The organism is Nocardia sp. 852002-51101_SCH5132738 (assembly GCF_001665695.1).
GTDB lineage: Bacteria > Actinomycetota > Actinomycetes > Mycobacteriales > Mycobacteriaceae > Nocardia > Nocardia nova.
Genome location: NZ_LZML01000066.1, coordinates 43,622 through 60,130 on the forward strand (window position 1 = coordinate 43,622; position 16,509 = coordinate 60,130).

Annotated in this window: 17 protein-coding genes; 10 read left to right on the forward strand and 7 right to left on the reverse strand. The window is 69.2% G+C overall.

What is annotated here, in order from left to right:
• Positions 1-2 precede the first annotated feature (2 nt).
• From A5789_RS10135 to A5789_RS10145, 3 genes are read right to left on the reverse strand one after another with little or no spacing between them, the layout of a single operon-like run.
• Positions 3-674, reverse strand: a complete 672-nt coding sequence (locus A5789_RS10135) for a response regulator transcription factor (protein WP_082856785.1) — start codon at positions 672-674, stop codon at positions 3-5.
• Entirely contained in the window at positions 671-1,867 is a 1,197-nt protein-coding gene (gene macS / locus A5789_RS10140; protein WP_155525534.1) for a MacS family sensor histidine kinase, read from the reverse strand. Before macS ends, A5789_RS10135 begins: the two co-directional genes overlap by 4 nt.
• Complete coding sequence (locus A5789_RS10145) at positions 1,851-3,035, reverse strand: AI-2E family transporter (RefSeq protein ID WP_063011564.1); 1,185 nt, start codon at positions 3,033-3,035, stop codon at positions 1,851-1,853. The genes macS and A5789_RS10145 overlap by 17 nt, the downstream gene beginning before the upstream one ends.
• A 244-nt stretch (positions 3,036-3,279) precedes the next feature.
• Here A5789_RS10145 and A5789_RS10150 point away from each other — a divergent pair, with 244 nt between their 5' ends.
• From A5789_RS10150 to A5789_RS10160, 3 genes are read left to right on the forward strand one after another with little or no spacing between them, the layout of a single operon-like run.
• Complete coding sequence (locus A5789_RS10150) at positions 3,280-4,755, forward strand: adenylate/guanylate cyclase domain-containing protein (RefSeq protein WP_063011568.1); 1,476 nt, start codon at positions 3,280-3,282, stop codon at positions 4,753-4,755.
• 42 nt (positions 4,756-4,797) lie between these two features.
• Positions 4,798-5,970 (forward strand): YbhN family protein, encoded by a 1,173-nt coding sequence (locus A5789_RS10155; protein ID WP_063031093.1) that lies wholly within the window; start codon positions 4,798-4,800, stop codon positions 5,968-5,970.
• Positions 5,971-6,018: 48 nt separating this feature from the next.
• On the forward strand, positions 6,019-6,429 hold the full coding sequence (locus A5789_RS10160; RefSeq protein WP_064906186.1) for a DUF3054 domain-containing protein: 411 nt from the start codon (positions 6,019-6,021) through the stop codon (positions 6,427-6,429).
• A 12-nt stretch (positions 6,430-6,441) separates the two neighbouring features.
• Here A5789_RS10160 and A5789_RS10165 read toward each other — a convergent pair whose 3' ends face one another.
• Positions 6,442-8,124 (reverse strand): NTF2-like N-terminal transpeptidase domain-containing protein, encoded by a 1,683-nt coding sequence (locus tag A5789_RS10165; protein WP_064906218.1) that lies wholly within the window; start codon positions 8,122-8,124, stop codon positions 6,442-6,444.
• A gap of 270 nt (positions 8,125-8,394) precedes the next feature.
• Here A5789_RS10165 and A5789_RS10170 point away from each other — a divergent pair, with 270 nt between their 5' ends.
• Positions 8,395-8,979, forward strand: a complete 585-nt coding sequence (locus A5789_RS10170; protein WP_030514211.1) for a hypothetical protein — start codon at positions 8,395-8,397, stop codon at positions 8,977-8,979.
• 19 nt (positions 8,980-8,998) lie between these two features.
• Positions 8,999-9,427, forward strand: coding sequence for a type II 3-dehydroquinate dehydratase (aroQ, locus tag A5789_RS10175; protein ID WP_062966518.1), 429 nt, complete (start codon positions 8,999-9,001; stop codon positions 9,425-9,427).
• A 7-nt stretch (positions 9,428-9,434) separates the two neighbouring features.
• Here the strand turns inward: aroQ and A5789_RS10180 are convergent, their stop codons facing one another.
• Positions 9,435-10,337, reverse strand: coding sequence for an NAD(P)-dependent oxidoreductase (locus A5789_RS10180; protein ID WP_227462682.1), 903 nt, complete (start codon positions 10,335-10,337; stop codon positions 9,435-9,437).
• Between the two features lie 92 nt (positions 10,338-10,429).
• Here A5789_RS10180 and A5789_RS10185 point away from each other — a divergent pair, with 92 nt between their 5' ends.
• Positions 10,430-10,777, forward strand: coding sequence for a helix-turn-helix domain-containing protein (locus A5789_RS10185; RefSeq protein ID WP_030514208.1), 348 nt, complete (start codon positions 10,430-10,432; stop codon positions 10,775-10,777).
• Between the two features lie 7 nt (positions 10,778-10,784).
• Here the strand turns inward: A5789_RS10185 and A5789_RS10190 are convergent, their stop codons facing one another.
• Positions 10,785-11,936 (reverse strand): glycerate kinase, encoded by a 1,152-nt coding sequence (locus tag A5789_RS10190; protein ID WP_064906182.1) that lies wholly within the window; start codon positions 11,934-11,936, stop codon positions 10,785-10,787.
• 98 nt (positions 11,937-12,034) lie between these two features.
• Complete coding sequence (locus A5789_RS10195) at positions 12,035-13,645, reverse strand: alpha/beta hydrolase (protein WP_227462680.1); 1,611 nt, start codon at positions 13,643-13,645, stop codon at positions 12,035-12,037.
• Between the two features lie 128 nt (positions 13,646-13,773).
• Here A5789_RS10195 and A5789_RS10200 point away from each other — a divergent pair, with 128 nt between their 5' ends.
• The 4 genes from A5789_RS10200 to A5789_RS38355 all read left to right on the forward strand — a co-directional run bounded on the left by A5789_RS10200 (position 13,774) and on the right by A5789_RS38355 (position 16,329).
• Complete coding sequence (locus A5789_RS10200; RefSeq protein WP_063011488.1) at positions 13,774-14,103, forward strand: GNAT family N-acetyltransferase; 330 nt, start codon at positions 13,774-13,776, stop codon at positions 14,101-14,103.
• Positions 14,104-14,191: 88 nt separating this feature from the next.
• Positions 14,192-14,815 (forward strand): YqgE/AlgH family protein, encoded by a 624-nt coding sequence (locus tag A5789_RS10205; protein WP_082940603.1) that lies wholly within the window; start codon positions 14,192-14,194, stop codon positions 14,813-14,815.
• Between the two features lie 72 nt (positions 14,816-14,887).
• Positions 14,888-15,424, forward strand: coding sequence for a sigma-70 family RNA polymerase sigma factor (locus tag A5789_RS10210; RefSeq protein ID WP_064906180.1), 537 nt, complete (start codon positions 14,888-14,890; stop codon positions 15,422-15,424).
• Positions 15,421-16,329 (forward strand): zf-HC2 domain-containing protein, encoded by a 909-nt coding sequence (locus A5789_RS38355; protein WP_064906178.1) that lies wholly within the window; start codon positions 15,421-15,423, stop codon positions 16,327-16,329. Before A5789_RS10210 ends, A5789_RS38355 begins: the two co-directional genes overlap by 4 nt.
• Positions 16,330-16,509: the final 180 nt, after the last annotated feature.

A 16,509-nucleotide genomic window follows, 5' to 3' on the forward strand; every position in this document is an offset into this window, starting at 1 on the left:
CCCTACTCGAGGCCCTGTTCGATGGCATACCGGGTGAGTTCGACCCGGTTGCCGAGCTGCAGTTTGCGCAGCGTCGCCTGCACGTGGTTCTCCACCGTGCGATGGCTGACGCTCAGCCTGGTCGCGATCTGTTTCGCCGACAAACCCTTCGCCACCAGCCGCAACACCTCGGTTTCGCGGTCGGTGAGGACGGGCTGCTCGGCGCTCCTATCGGCCCCAGCCCCGGCGATGCGACGGAATTCGCCGAGCACCACACCGGCCAGGCCTGGCGTGAACACCGCCTGGCCCGCGGCCGTCGCCCGCACCGCGTCGATCAACTCGGCCGCCGACGCGCTCTTGACCAGATAGCCGCTCGCCCCGGCCTTGACGGCTTCCAGCACATCACCGCGTTCGTCCGAGGCCGAGAGCACCAGTACTCGGCTGCGCGGCGAGACGCGGAGCACTTCCGCGGTGGCCTGGGCTCCGCTGCCGTCGGGCAGTTGCATATCCATCAGGACGACGTCAGGTCGGACCGCGGCGGCCCGGCGCGCGGCCGTGCCCGCGCCGTCCGCCGTCGCCACCACCCGGAAACCGGCTTCGGTGAGATCGCGGGACACGCCGTCGCGCCACATCGGATGGTCGTCGACCACCATCACCGAAACATCTTCTGCCGCGACGTCTTCCGATGTCCTCATCGTTGCTCCCCGTCACGTGGAATCCGGAATTCCCATTCGGTGCCGTCGGCGGTGTCGAGCAGTTCGGCGGTGCCGCCCAGCGCCTCGATCCGCCCGACGATCGAATGCGAGACACCCATCCGCCCCTCGGCGGCCGCGGCCGGCAGCCGGCCCTGCGCGATCCCCGGCCCGTCGTCGCGCACACTGACCACCACCGCATCGCCCATATCCTCCAGCAGCACAAAGGCTTTCGCCTCGGCGCCGGCGTGCAGCGCGGTATTGGACAGCGCGGCACCGACGGCGGCGGCGATCTCCCGGGCGGTCCGTGCCCCGATCGTCACCGGCTCACCGGGCGCGGAGACCGCGATCGACGGCGCGGCGAAGGCTCTCAGCAGCGCACGCAGGTCCGCGCGGGCGTCGAGACCCGAACCGTCCCTGCCTTGTTCGGAGATCAGCACCCGGAGCGCGACTTCCTGTTCGCGGGCACGATCCGCCAATTCGGCCGTGCGTCCACCGATTTCACTGCCGCGCCGACTGATGTACGCGAGGACCTGCAGCACCCCGTCGTGTACTTCGCGGGCGAGCCGTTCGCGTTCGGCGGTGGCGGCGGACAACCGCATCGCCTGCTCGAGGTGCCCCTGCGCGCGTCGCGCCGTCGCGGCCGCCAACCCGATGGCCAGCCCGACCGAAACCAGCACGGGCGCGGTCGCATCCGACCACAGATCCAACTCCCACTGTTCCCGCACCACGATGCTCACCACCGAAATCGCGAGCCCTGCGAGCACGCCGCCGAGCGCACCCCATTCGATCGCCGCCGACATCACCGCATTCGCCACCCACAGCGTGGTCGGCAGGGTCTGATGCCCGTGGTACCAGGGGTAGTCGGCGACCAGCCGAGTCGCCGCCATCAGCCCGACGGCGACCGCCAGGTCACCGATCACCACCGCTCGCCGCTCCCACCCGGTGACCGACCAGCGCGACAACCACAGCGCCGAGACGACCGACCAGAGCACCAGCATCCCGATCAGCACCCAACTCAGCGGCTGCCGCTCGTACGACGACACCGAGGCGACCTGCTGGCCCACCGCGTAGAGCATTGTGACCAGGCGAAACACCTGCGCCGCCCGCCACAGCGGCGCGGTCGCGGCCGTCGGTCCCGGCGCGGTCGAGGCGGCGGGCGGCGTGACGCCCGCGGACTCAGCCCTCGTCCGCATCACCGCCGTCCGCATCACCGCCGTCCGCATCGGACCGCGATTCGGCCCGGCGGTAGCGATCCGGCTCGGGCCGGTCGGCATCGGCGTGGAACATCGGCTCCCCCGGTTCCCCGGTATTGAGTTCCTGATACAGCTCTTCCGGGCTGCCGACCAGCAACGAACGGATCGCGGTGTTCATCACCGCGACGAACGGCACCGCCAGCAGACCGCCCGCGATACCGGCCAGCACCACCCCCGCCGTGATCGCCAGCACCACCGCCAGCGGATGGATGCGCACCGCGCGGCCCAGCAACAACGGTTGCAGCACATGGCCTTCCAGCTGCATCACCGCCACCGTGATGCCGAGCACGATCAGCGCGGTGACGAAACCCTTCGTCATCAAGGCCAGGAAGACCGCGATGAAACCCGCGAGCAGGGAGCCGACGATCGGGACGAAGGCGCCGATGAACACCAGCGATGCCAGCGGAAGGGCCAGCGGCACACTGAGAATCGCCAGCCCGGCGCCGATGCCGATGGCGTCGACGGCCGCCACCACGACGGTGGCGCGCACGAATCCGATCAGCGTGCCGAAGCCGAGCCGCCCGGCGGTGCGCACCCGTTCACGTTGCGGGGTGGGCACGATCCGGGTCACGAAGTTCCAGATCTGGTCGCCGCCGTAGAGGAAGAAAATCAGGATGAACAGCGTCAGGAAGGCGCCGGTCAAGAATTCGCCGATCGCCGCGGCGGTGGTCAGGGCGCCGCTGGTCAGCGAATCCTGATTGGCCTCCAGGGTTTTGATGATCGTATTGCCGCCGTTGCGGATCTGGTCGTTGCTCAGATGCAGCGGACCGTTGATCAGCCAGTCCTGCACGGTGTGGATGCTGGTCTTGAATTCGTCGGTCAACTGCGGCACACCGGTGATGAACTGCTCGATCACGAAGGTGAAGATCCCCGCCAGCAAGCCCAGCGATCCGACCAGGGCCACGAATACGCCGATGCCGCGCGGCATTCCGAGGCGTTGCAGCAGATCCACCAGCGGCGAGAGCAGCGCCGCCGCGAGCAGGGCGATCGCGACCGGAATGACGACCGTGGTCAGCTTGTGCGCCAGGTAGGCGACCGCCAGCACCGCCACCAGGATGATCAACAATCGCCAGCACCATTCGGCGCCCTGACGCACCAGTGGATGCACCGAGTCGGCCGCGCTGCGCTCGCGCCCGCGATCGGGTGCGCTTCGGCTCGAAGCCGCCGATGCGACGCCCGCCGGGGCAGGCTCGGCCGGATTCCCGGAGGTCTTGCTGTCCCCACTCACGCCGCGAGCCTATCGGCCGGGGACGCAACCGGCACGTGTCCGCTCCGCCCGAATCCGGTGACCTACGACGCGCCCCGCTAGATTGGTCATCGTGTCAGCGCCTCTGGAAGCGGTCAAACAGACCATGCGAACGCGCTGGCCGCTGTACCTCGCATCGATGCTGGCGGCCAATGCCTTCGGTGCGGTCCTGGTCTACGCGTTCATCCAGTACGGGCTGCCCGCGCCCGAGGGCACGCCGAACGGATTGCGGCGCGCCGGCCTGCTGCTTCCGGCGCTGGTCTTCGCGATCGGCGGATTCCTGAGCGTCACCGCCTCGGCGTTGATGCTGCGACCGGTGATGCGCTGGCAGATGCGCGGCGGTCCGCCCAGTCGCCAGGAACAGATGGCGGCCCTGCACGCGCCGCTGCGGCAGTCCATCCTCCACCTGCTGTTGTGGCTGGTGGGCGGTGCGGTGCTGGCCGCGCGGATCATCGTGGAAACACCCGAGCTCGCGGGTGCGGTGATCGTCACCGAATGTATGGCCGCCACCATCGTGTTCGGCTTCACCTACATGCTGGGTGAACGAATCTTGCGCCCGGTGGCCGCGCACGCACTGACCACCGGCACCTTCGATCACACGCTCACCCCCGGTGTCGGCACGCGCATGGCGATGACGTGGGGCATGGGCACATTCGCGCCGACCATCGCGATCGTGCTGCTGTGCGTCACCCAGATCACGTCGCAGGTGCATTTCTCGGCGCAGTCGCTGGCCATCTCGATTCTGCTGCTGTGCGGTGTGGTGATCATGCAGGCGCTGGCGCTGTCGATGCTCACCGCGTCGAGCATCTCCGACCCGGTGCGGCAGCTCTCCCGGGCGATCAACCGGGTGCAGGGAGGTGCGCGCGATGTCCAGGTCGAGGTGTTCGACGGCAGTGAGATCGGCCTGCTGCAGGTCGGTTTCAACCGCATGATGGAAGAGGCCGCGCAGCGCCGCGAACTGCAGGAACTGTTCGGCCAGCACGTCGGCGAGGAAGTGGCCCGCCGCGCGCTCGAGTACGGCACCGAACTGGGTGGTGAAACCCGGTTCGTGGCCGTGTTGTTCGTGGATATGGTCGGCTCCACCGCCACCGCCGCCGAGCGGCCGCCCACGGAGGTGGTCAGCCTGCTCAACGAATTCTTCCGGGTGGTGGTCGATGTGGTCGACCGGCACAACGGCCTGATCAACAAGTTCGTCGGCGATGCGGCGCTGGCGATCTTCGGTGCGCCACTGGACCGTCCGGACGCGCCGACCGCCGCGCTGGCCGCGGCCCGCGATCTGCGCGAGGCGCTGCGCGAGGTGCAGGGCCTGGATATCGGCATCGGTGTCTCGGCCGGCCTCGCCGTCGCCGGAAACATCGGCGCCGCGAATCGCTTCGAGTACACGGTGATCGGCGATCCGGTGAACGAGGCCTCGCGCCTCACGGAATTGGCGAAGGAACATCCGGGCCGCGTCCTGGCCTCGGGCAGCGCCCTGTACTTCGCCGACGACGACGAACAGAAGCAGTGGATCTCCGGCGACGAGGTGCAATTGCGCGGTCGCCGCCGCAAGACCCGGCTCGCGTGGCCGAAGGCTCTCGGATGAGCCACTGCCGCCTTCGGGCCCGACCCCACTAGGCTGGGCGTCGTGACGGCCCACGCTGAACCCGGCGGCGAACCGGCGCGGCCCGCGCGGCGCAGGTTCCGCTGGTTGAAATGGGCCCTCGGCGTTGCCCTGTCGGCGTTGCTGATCGCCGAGGGCGTATACCTGTGGCCGCGCCTGCACGATTCCTGGCGCAACCTCACGGAGATCCATTGGGGCTGGGTCGCCCTGTGCGTCTGGATGCAGGCGTTGTCGATGAGTGGATTCGGCCGCATCCAGAAACGCCTGCTGCGCGCGGGCGGGGTCGACGTCTCGCAGCGCGCCTCGGTATCGGTCGTCTACGGAGCCACCGCGATGTCGGTGTCGCTGCCCGCCGGCCAGGTGTTCTCCACCGCCTTCACCTATCGCCAGACCCGCCGCTGGGGTGCGAGCCCGATCGTCGCGTCCTGGCAGCTGCTGATGTCGGGCGTGGTCGCGACGAGCGGCATGCTGCTGCTCGGCGTGGGCGGCGCGCTGCTGGTCGGCAATCGCATCGGTCCGTGGAAGCTGGTCCTCACGCTGGGCGCGGTAGCGCTGCTGGTGTGGGCGGGCAAATACATATCCGGTAACCCCGGTGCGCTGCAGGCGCTGGTGCGCCGCGGGGTGCGGCTGGTCAACCGGATCCGGCGACATCCGGCCGATGCCGGGCTGGCGCACGTCGACGAGGTGCTGCGACAGCTGGAATCGGTGGATGTGCACCGGCGGGATGCCGCGTGGGTCGCGTTCTGGGCGGTCGTGCATCGGCTCGGCGATGTGGCCTGCCTGGGTGCGGCCTGCTACGCGGTCGGCGCCGATCCGCGCTGGGCGGGCCTGCTGATCGCCTTCAGTGTGGGCAAGGCGGTCGGCACCATTCCGTTCGCACCCGGTGGCATCGTCTACGTCGATGCCACCCTGATCTACAGCCTCACCGCCGCCGCGGGACTGCCGGCGGCGCAGGCGGTGGCCGCCGCCTTCGTCTACCGCATGGTGAGTTTCATTCTCGTCGCGATCATCGGCTGGATCGTCTTCGTCTTCCGCTTCCGCAATCCGCAGCTCGGCGATGCGCAGTTCGAGCAGGAATTCGAACAGCGCTCGGCCCTGCTCGCCGAACCCCGCCGCGCCGACAGCGGCGCGAACCGGCCCCTTCGCGAGGGCGATTCGCCCGGACCGGCCGAACCCGACGGCGAACCGCAGCCCTGAGCGGTCCCGGAATCCGGCTGCCGCACCGCTGTCACTACCCTGGCGACCGTGAGGAAATGGCTGCCGCTGCTGATCGATGTCGTGCTGGTGATCGTGTTCTGCGCGATCGGCCGGCGCAGCCACGACGAGGCGGTGGCGGCGGGTCTGCTGCGCACGGTCTGGCCGTTCGGCGCCGGTCTGCTGATCGGCTGGGTGATTGCTCCGGCGATCGCCGGCCGCGGGCGACTGTCCGACGCGCTCGCACGATTCGACGGATCGGCGGTGTGGCCGACCGGCGTGGTGGTGTGGTTGTCGACGCTGATCGGCGGCATGGTGCTGCGAGTGATCAGCGGTCAGGGCACCGCGGTCAGCTTCGTCATCGTCGCGGCGACCGTTCTCGCGGTCTTCCTGCTGGGCTGGCGCGCGGTGTGGATCCTCGCCGCCCGGCGCATTCGAGTCACCGGCGCATCCGTGAACTGACGCCCGCGACCGCTACTTGTTGTCGTCCGGCGTGGCCAGCGACTGCAGCATCCGCGCGGCCATCCGGGAGGTGGCATCGCCGCTGTCGATATCGTCGATGTGGATGGCGAAGGCCAGGTCACCGGCATTGGCGAGCAGCCATCCGTCCGAGCCGGCATTCGCGGTGAAGGCGGTGACCCCGGCATAGCGGGCGACCGTCACCTCCTGCGGGCTTCCGGTCGCGTCGCGCAGCATGCCGCGCAGCTTGTCGACCACATCGCCGGGCAGCGGTTCCAGCTTGGCCTCGGTGGTGCCGGGCCGGCCGATCTCGATCATCGGCGGAGCCACCGATCCGCGCGCGATCGTGGCCGCTGCGATCGCCATCCCGAACGGGCTGGCCAGAATCGGATCGTTGGTGCCCTGTTTGACCTGCTCGACGCCGCGACCACCGATCGGCAGCCGGCCCGTGGTCTCGTCGAGTCCGGGCACCTTGAACCCGATGCCGACGCCCAGCATGGCCGCCGCCTCGGCCGCATCCTGCACCGAAACGTCCTGCGGCGCCTTCTTCTTCACGATCGAGGCGACCGCCTTGAACAGGTCCATCGCACCGCCGACCGGATAGGTGGCGGTGAATGCGGGCGCGCCCTGGGCGCTGGCGTAGTTGTTCTGGGCCGCCGCGACCACGGCACCCGTGGAGGGCTGTATCGCCACGATCGAGGCCGCCGTACCGACACTGACCACCGCGTCCTCGGCCGCACGCTGCAACTTCTGGTCCATCGTGGAGGCGATGTCCGGCCCCGGCGGACCCTGATATCCGGCCAGTTGGGTGACCATCCGGCCGTCGGGCTCGAACAGCTGCACACCCCAGCCGGCGTGCTGATCCCGGTTCTCCTGCCACACCTTCTGCAGCGCATCGGTCATGGGCGACCACACCCGGCGGTCGGCGACGATCAGCCTCGGCTGCTTCTCCATCACCACGCCCGGAATCGAGGCCATCCGAGGCTCGAGAATCGCGAAATCGTCCTCGCGCAGGCTCACCGCGGTGATCGGCTTGCCCTGCGCGCCTGCCAGCTGCTGCATCAGCGAGGCACCGGTGATCAGCGGCGCGACCGGCGCGATGGCATCGGCCAGGGCATTGGTGGTGCCGACCGGATCACCCGTCTTGGTGGGATCCACCTTGATGACGTTGATGGTCTGCTGGGTCAGCAACGGCCGGCCGTCGTTGTCGTTGACCTTCGGAGCCGGCGTCGCCTCGGTGCGGACGAGCTTCACCGACCGCTTGTAATCCAGTTGCGGCATGACGACGGTGGGGTCCCAGGAGATCCGCCAGCCGATAGCCAGCTTGCGGATATTGCCCTGCAGGTCGTAGCTCCAGTCCTTACCCGGCCCGAAGTTCCAGGCGGCCTTCAGGTTGAACATCGCCGAATCGCCGTCGAGGCTGATGAACTGAACCAGCTTGTAATCGGGCTTACCGGGCTGGAGTCCGTCGAACATCGACTTCAGAGTGCTCTCGGCACCGGAGGGGTACGAGGTCAGTGCGGCGGCGCCGGCGGCATCGCGATCGTCCATTAGCTGGGTGAAATGCTCGACGACCGCTTCGGGTCCACTCGGCGTGCTGTGAAAATCGCACGACCCCATCACGATCGCTACGGCAGCAATTGCGGCCAGTGCCACTGCGCCCCGAACGCGAAAGCGGCGGGATCCCCACACATCCATGTCGCCCACTCTTCACTCTTGTCACTCCAGCAACAAGACCAACGGTACCCGAAGGAGTTGCCCGCGGTCCCACCTAGGCACCGACCGCATCTTCCATGCTCAGCGACCACAATAGTGCCCGATCACCGACATCCGTTGCAGCCGGTCGGCGAAATCGGCGGACGTGTTCGGAAGCTTCCCCTTTCCTCCGACAGCGAAACCCGGGGTGCATTTATGCGGAGTAATCTTGTAATCACAGTTACACAGGAACTTCCGCAGTGAGGAAACATCATGAGACACGGACACGGACGTGGATTCGGGCGGCCGGGGGGCTGGCAACAAGCGGATCTTCCGGACGCCGCCGACGCTCCGGACTGGTTCGCCGGAAGGTTGCCGAGCGAGTGGTTCAGCGGTCCGGCGACCATCGAAATCGACCGCGACGAGATTGTGGTGATCGGTGAACTGGCGCTGCCGGCACCCGAATCGAGCGAGGACGAGGAAGCCGGATCCGAACCGTCTCCCGCGACGGTGGACGGCCTGATCGCGCGCTTCCGCGAATCGACCCGGCCGGCACGCATGCAGATCGCCCAGGAGGCTCAGGCGCGCTACGGCCGCAATGTGGCCTGGGGCGTCTCGGTCAACGGGGAACGCACCCTGTTCACCCATCTCTCGGTGCCGGTGATGACGCGGCTGCGCCAGCCCGAACGCAAGGTGCTCGACACGCTCGTCGACGCCGGGGTCGCCCGCTCCCGCGCCGATGCGCTCGCCTGGACGGTGAAATTGGCCGGTAAGCACGCCGAGGAGTGGTTGGCGGAACTGCGGTCGGCGATGCGCAAGGTGGACGACCTGCGAGCCGAGGGGCCGCGCGGCCTGTGACCGGGCTAGGGTACCGGTCATGGCACCGATTCTCGTGCTCAACGGCCCGAATCTGAATATGCTCGGCACCCGCCAGCCCGAGGTCTACGGCTCGGACACCCTCGACGACGTGGTCGAGCTGTGCCGGGAGACCGCCGCCCGCTTCGATCGCGAGATCACCGCCTATCAATCCAATTCCGAAGGGGCGTTGATCGATCGGATCCACGCCGCGCGCGGGGTGGAAGCCGGGATCGTGATCAATCCCGGCGGCCTGACCCACACCTCGGTCGCCCTGCGCGACGCCCTGGTGATTCCCGAGGTGCCGATCGTGGAGGTACACATCTCGAATGTGCACGCACGCGAGGAATTCCGGCACCATTCCTACATTTCGCCGATCGCCACCGCGGTGATCGCCGGGATGGGGATCCGGGGCTACGCGGCGGCGATCGAATTCCTCTGCACCCGTTGACTTTCGCTCAGGCTCCGTCGCGCAGTAGCCGGTACATCGGCAGTCCGGCGCCGGCGGCGACCACCTTCTCCCACAGCTCCCGCACGGTATGCGACAGCGTGGCGTCCACCCCCACCTCCGCGCTGGTCTCGACGACATGGGCCGCACCCGCCACCATCATCCGGGCGGCCGCGTCGTCACCCCAGCCGCCGGACTTCGCGGCGGTGGCGTATTCGGCCATGAAGAAGGAGAACGCCTCGGCGGAGCGTTGCGCGAAGGGCAGGAAGCGGTCGATGTCGTGCCCGGCGCGTTCGACGACGGCCAGGGCCTGGTTGTAGCCGATCAGCCAGGGATGGAACAGCGTGAGCAGAGCCTGGTAGAACAACTGCGCCAGCCCGTCGTCGGCGCCGAGGTACTCCGGTGCGCTGAGTGGGCGCAGCAGGTCGGCATGGGCGTCGAAGACCTCGCGTGGACCGCTGTAGAAGATGTAGGACGCCGGATGGGTGATGTTGTCGCCGGCCGACATGAACCCGCCGGACAGGAACCGCGCCCCGTGCGAGCGCACCCATCGGGCGCCCGCGCGGGTGCGCTCCGGCGAATCGGAGGACAGATTCACGATCACCCTGTCCCGCAACCGTTCCGGAGCCCGGCCCAGGACGTCGTACATGGCGGCGTAGTCGGTGAGGCTCAGGATGATCACCTCGTTGCGCTCGAGCGCGTCGGCCACCGACTCGGCGCGCCGGGCGCCCAGTTCCGCCATGGCCTCGGCTTTGTCGGCGCTGCGATTCCAGACCGTCACCTCGGTGCCGGCGGCCAGCAGCACGCGCACGATCGCCCGGCCCATCGGGCCCAGCCCGATCACCGTGACGGAGGAACGTTCGGACATGGTGTACTCCTTGGTGTTTCGAAGTTCTTCCGATCGGCGCCGGATTCGATCGTCACCGGGATCCGCGTCCGGGGCAATAACGCACGTCGACGTGCGGTTGCTTACCTCGAAGTTCGAAAAATGGTCAGGAGGCCGAGATGGCGAACGACAGTGATGCAGATCACTCGGTATGTGGGATGTCGGTGGCCATCGACGTGGTCGGCGGCAAGTGGAAACTGCACCTGATGTGGGTGCTGGGCGAGGGCCCGCAGCGTTTCGGCCGCATTCGTGCCCTGCTGCCCGGGGTGAGCGAGAAGGTGCTCACCGAGAATCTCCGCCATCTGGAATCCCACGGCGTGGTCCGCCGGGAGGTGTTCCCCGAAATCCCTCCGCGCGTGGAATATTCGCTCACTCCCTCGGGGATCGACTTGGCCGCGGCCCTGCGCCCGCTCGAGCAGTGGGGTGAACGGCGCCGCGACGGACTGCTCGACACCGCGACGGCATGAGGGCGGGTCAGCCCAGGTAGTCGCGCGCTATCCGGGCACCGACTTCTTCGAGCAGTCGGGCGGCCTCGGCGATCGAGCGAACCGGATCGGATTCGAGGTCGCTCAGCGGATAGCAGCGGGCGAAGCCCGCGGCGCGCAGTCGCTCCGGGCTCAGCGCGCAGCGTCCGGCGACGGCGACCACCGGCACACCCGCGGCGGCCGCAGCGACTCCGGCGGGCGCCTTCCCGCGCAACGTCTGCTCGTCCATCGCCCCCTCGCCGGTGACCACCAACTCCGCGTCCCGGACCCGACCGGCGAAATCGATCAGCTCGAGAATCACCTCGATCCCGGACCGCTGCCGCGCCCCGAGCACCGCCATGGCCCCGAATCCGGTACCCCCCGCGGCGCCCGCCCCGGGATGCCCGGCCAGGCCGGCGCCGGGCTGATGCCCCTCCCCCGTCCCGAACGCGCGACCGCTCGCGTCGACCAGATGCGCCCAATGCGCCAGGATCGCTTCGAGTTCGGCGCATTGCCGCGGGGAAGCACCCTTCTGAGGCGCGAAAACCGCTGCCGCGCCGTCCGGTCCGAGCAGCGGGTTGTCGACGTCCCCGGCGAGTACGAAGGCCGCATCCCGGACGGCCGGGTGCAGATCGGAGTGGTCGAGGCGTCGTGCGCGCGCCAGTTCCGCTGCCCCCGAACCGATTTCGACGCCGTCCTCGTCGAGGATGTGCAGCCCGAGCGCTTGCAGCATGCCCGCGCCGCCATCGGTGGACGCGCTGCCGCCCAGTCCGAGCACGACCTCCCGAATGCCGTGGTCCAGGGCGTGGCGGATCAGCACCCCGAGCCCGTACGTGCCCGCACCCATCGGATCGGTTCGGCCGCTGGGCAATTCGACCAATCCGACCGCTGCGGCCAATTCGACCACGGCCGTATTCCCGCGCACCGCGTAGCTCGCCGAATGCGGCGCACCCGTCGGCCCGACGGTGTCGACCGGTACCCGCTCCCACCCGGCGGCGACGAAGGCGTCGACGGTGCCGTCGCCGCCATCGGCCACCGGCACCTGCTGAACCTCGGCGTCCGGCGCCACGCGCGCGATTCCGGCCGCGAGCGCCGCGGCCACCCCCGGCGCCGCCAGTGACCCTTTGAACTTGTCCGGCGCCACCACTACCCGCCGCGCCATCGCAACCCCATTCCTCCGGCGAGATCGAACTCCGGTCACCGTACTGCGCCGCTCAGCCGGGGGCCGACGCCCCGGCCGCCACACCGGTGACCGTGGCGTCACGGCATGGGCGCCTGATCCACGTGATCGATGTTCACCTCGCCGGTACGCAGGTACCGGATCACGGCGTCGTCGAGCGGAGCGTTACCGCGACCGAAGGTGCCGTGGTCGCCACCGTCGACGCTGATCAGATGTCCGTGCAGGGCCGCCGCCATCGCGGGACCGCCGGGATACGCGGTCACCGCGTCGTTGCGACTCTGCAGTATCAGCGGCGCGGTGGCCAGGCCGTGGTCGGCGATCGGCGTCGGCCTTGTCACCGGATCCCAGTCGGCGCAGGCCAATCCGCTGCGTACCAGATCGGCGCGGGCGTCGAGGGCGTTGCCGCCGGAAGCGACGATGGCGGCCGCCGAACCGATGGCGTCCCACCGGGCCGGCACCGCGTTCTCGTTGCAGGTGATCGCGGAGAACACCGCCTGGCCGGTCGGGTCGGTGCTCGCCACGCCCGCGATCGCGCGCATCCGCCGCAGATCGCCGGGTTGCGCATTCGCCTCGGCCATCGCCTGCGCCAGACTCGGCCAGAAGCCGCGGGCGTAGGCGGCCACGGTGGTCGCCGATACCAACGGCACCTGGGCCGACATGCCGCCGGAGGTCAACGCGCGCACCAGATTCTGGGCCTTGCCCATTTCCTCGGCGCCGGCGTTCACGCCCGCGCGTGCCACGGCCGGCAGCGGTGCGGGCAGCTCGCGCGGCAGGTCGGCCGCCGACACCGGGGGCGGGGTCAGGTTGGCGTACCAGCCGCCGCCCTGTGCCGACACCAGCCGCACCCAGGTCTCGTACACCCGCAGCGCCGAATCGCCCAGGTGATAGACATTGTCGTGCTGGGCGATCCAGCCGAACAGGTCGTCGAGCCGCTGTTTCCCCGCGAGCTGCTGCTGTGCGAACTGTTCGGTCCACACCCACTGCGGGTCGACATTCGAGTCCAGCACCATCCGGTCGACATGCTGCGGGAACAGCGCCGCGTAGACCGCGCCCAGATAGGTCCCGTAGGAGATGCCGAGGAAGTCGATGCGCTCCAGCCCCAGCGCCGCGCGCACCGCATCCATATCGCGGGCCGTGGTCTCGGTGGTGATGGTCCGCAGGTAGCCGGGCTGGGCGGCGTCACATGCCTTCCGCAGTGATTCGCGCTCGTGGTCACCGTCCTGCGCGATCTCGGCCCCGCAGGTCAGCGGGGTCGACCAGCGCAGTCCGCGCGGCTGTACGGCCACCAGGTCGTAGTGCTCGACCAGTTCCTTCGGCAGTTGGGCCAGCCGGACGCCCCAGTAGTCGAGGGCGTCCGCACCGGGCCCGCCCGGATTGGCGAAGAGAGTGCCGTAGCGCTGCCCGCTCGCGCGAATTCGGCTGACGGTCACCTCGATTCGCGAACCGTCCGGTGCGGCGTAGTCCCTCGGCACCGAGATGGACGCGCAGCGCGTCGGCCGCCCGTCGCCGACGGAGCCGGCCGGGCACGTCCCGAAATCCGGCTCGGCATGCGCGGTCGCCGGCGCCAGCGCGGCGAGCACCGCCGTCAGTACCGCAACGGTGGCCGATCGCGCCGCCACAGGTAGTCCCCGTCGTCCCATCCGCGCCGCCTCCCCGTCCGGCCGGTCGACGGCCGTCGCCGCATCGAGCATCCGACCACTCGAGCCCCTGCATTGTCGCCAGCCGCGCCGGGTGCGACAACTCGAACCACGTCCGACACGGGGAAGGATGTCGGCGTAGCCGCGCACCGTCGGCGATCGACACGCTCTAGGCTCAGCGAATGACGCAGGGTGCGCAGCAGAACATCGAGATTCGAGACAACTCACAGCTCGACCGATTCGAACTGTATGTCGACGGACAGCACGCCGGGGTGGCCGCCTATCAGGACACCGCCTCCGAGCGCGCCTTCGTGCACACCGAGATCTATCCGCAGTTCGAGGGCCAGGGCTACGGCCGTCTGCTGGTGCAGGGTGCGCTCGACCGGACCGTGGAACAGGGCTACGGCATCCTGCCGCTGTGCGCGATGGTGCACCACTTCGTCGAATCCCGGCCGCGCTATCTGGCGACGGTGCCGCAATGGGCGCGGGAACGATTCGGCCTGCCGCAGTAGCCGGCGGGCACATCGGGGTGGGCGCTTCGGAACCGAACCGCGAATCACGCACCACTAAACACAGCGCGCGCCCCGCGACGGTGCGATGATGACTAGCGTGGCACGCGCAGAGGAACACGGCGACCGCCCGAGACGTGAATCCCGGTACGAGGAACAGGCGGTGCGGCCCGGCACCTTGCTGGTCTCGGCAACGGAGCTGGTCGAGCCCACTTTCCGGCGCACCGTGATCTACATCGTCGAACACAACGATGCGGGCAGTCTCGGTGTCGTCCTGAACCGCCCGAGCGAAACCGCGGTGCAGGACGTGCTACCACGCTGGGCCGATCTCGCGGCCGGGCCCCGCACGCTGTACGTGGGCGGGCCGGTGAAGCGCGATTCGGCACTGTGTCTGACCACGGTCCGCGTCGGTGCCTCGATCGATGGCATTCGCGGGCTGCGCCGCGTGGACGGTCGCGTGGCGCTGCTCGATCTGGACTCCGACCCCGATTCGATCGCACCGCTGGTCGAGGGCATCCGCATCTTCGCCGGCTATGCCGGATGGACCTTCGGTCAGCTGGAGGGCGAACTGGAACGCGGGGACTGGATCGTGTTGTCGGCGTTGCCGTCGGATCCGTTGGCGGGACGCACCGATCTGTGGGCGCACGTGTCGCGCCGGCAGCCGCTGCCGCTGTCGCTACTGGCGACACACCCCATCGAACTAGAACGCAATTGATTACGTATCCACGGAGTGTGGTCCCCCAACGCTCGCCTCGACCGAGGCGGCGGATACGCCCGGTCGGCAGCCATGTCTGACTCCGCGATCCCCCCCGTCGACGCGGCGCCCTCCCGGGCGCATTTGTTGCGGGTGCTCTACGACGAACACGCACCGACGCTGTGGCGGTACACCTACAGCCTGGTCGGCGATGCCGGACGGGCCGAGGACATCGTGCAGGAGACGTTGTTGCGGGCCTGGCAGCGTCCGCAGGTCCTCGACCAGTCGGCGGCCTCGGCGCGGGCGTGGTTGTTCACAGTGGCCAGGCATCTCGCGGTCGACGAATTCCGCAGTGCGCGGCATCGGCGCGAGTACGGCACCGACACGCCGCCCGAACAGGCGGCTCCGGACGAGGCGGAACGCGCAGTGGACAGTTGGGTGATCACCGACGCGCTGGCTCGGCTCAGCTCCGATCACCGCGAGGTGATCGTGCGGGCCTACTATCGCGGACTGTCGACACACCAGATAGCGAACGAATTGGCGATTCCCGAGGGCACTGTCAAATCCCGGATGCACTACGGGATGCGAGCGTTGCGTTCGGCCCTACAGGAGATGGGGGTGACGAAATGACATCGGCCCACACCGCGTCACACGACGACTATGCGACCTGGGATGCACCGTATGTGCTCGGCGCCCTCGCTCCCGACCAGCGGCTCGAATACGAGGCGCATCTGTCCGAATGCGCCGAATGCAGGCTCGCCATCACGGACCTGTCGGGCTTGCCGGGACTGCTCAGCCACATTCCCGGTGACGTCGCTCTCTCGCTGATCGACGACGGGGCCGCCGCAGACCATGCCGGCAGTTTCGGCGACGCCGGGTTCGACGCCCTGCTGAACCGGGTGCGCGCGAGCGAAGCCACCACCAGCGGCGCCCGGATACTGCCCTTCGAAGCGCACGGCAGCGGCCCGGCCACCGAGACGGGCACGACCGCACCCGACGCGGGCACTTCGGCGGTCCGCGAAACCCCCGCCGAAGACCGGCGCACCGAGCCGGAGCAGCCCCCCGCCTCGCTGGCAGCGGCGCGCGAGCGCAAGCGCAGCCGCAGCGGTCCGTGGCTCGCCCTGGCCGGTGCGGTGGCCGCCGCCGCGGCGGCGGTCGCCATCACCATCCCGATCACCGTCGCGCACACCCAGCACAACAATCCGCCCACCGCCGAGCAGGTGGTCACGGAGCGGCAGATGGATCAGGTGATTCCGTCTCCGATCACCGCGAACTTCACTCTCACACAGCTGAATTCCGGTACGCGGGTGAACATGTCGTGCAACTACGCGCCGTCGGATACCGATTACACCTGGGACGGCGCGCTGTGGGTGGTGCACACCGACGGCACGCAGTCGATGGTGGCGCAGTGGTCGGCTCATCCCGGCCAGACGGTGACCGCGGACGGCATCACCTCGGCCCCGGCGGACAAGATCCAATCGGTCGAAATACGTTCGAGCACAACCAACCAGGTGTTCCTGCGCGCAACGGTGTGAGCGGCCGCCGTCGAACCGGCACCAGTACGGGTACTGCTGATTTGCCCTCAGACCGTGCGAGCCGCGGGGGGGGGGGGGGGGGGGGGGGGGGGGGGGGGGGGGCCGGGGCGGGGGGGGGGGGGGGGGGGGGGGGGGGGGGGGGGGGGGGGGGGGGGGGGGGGGGGGGGGGGGGGGGGGGGC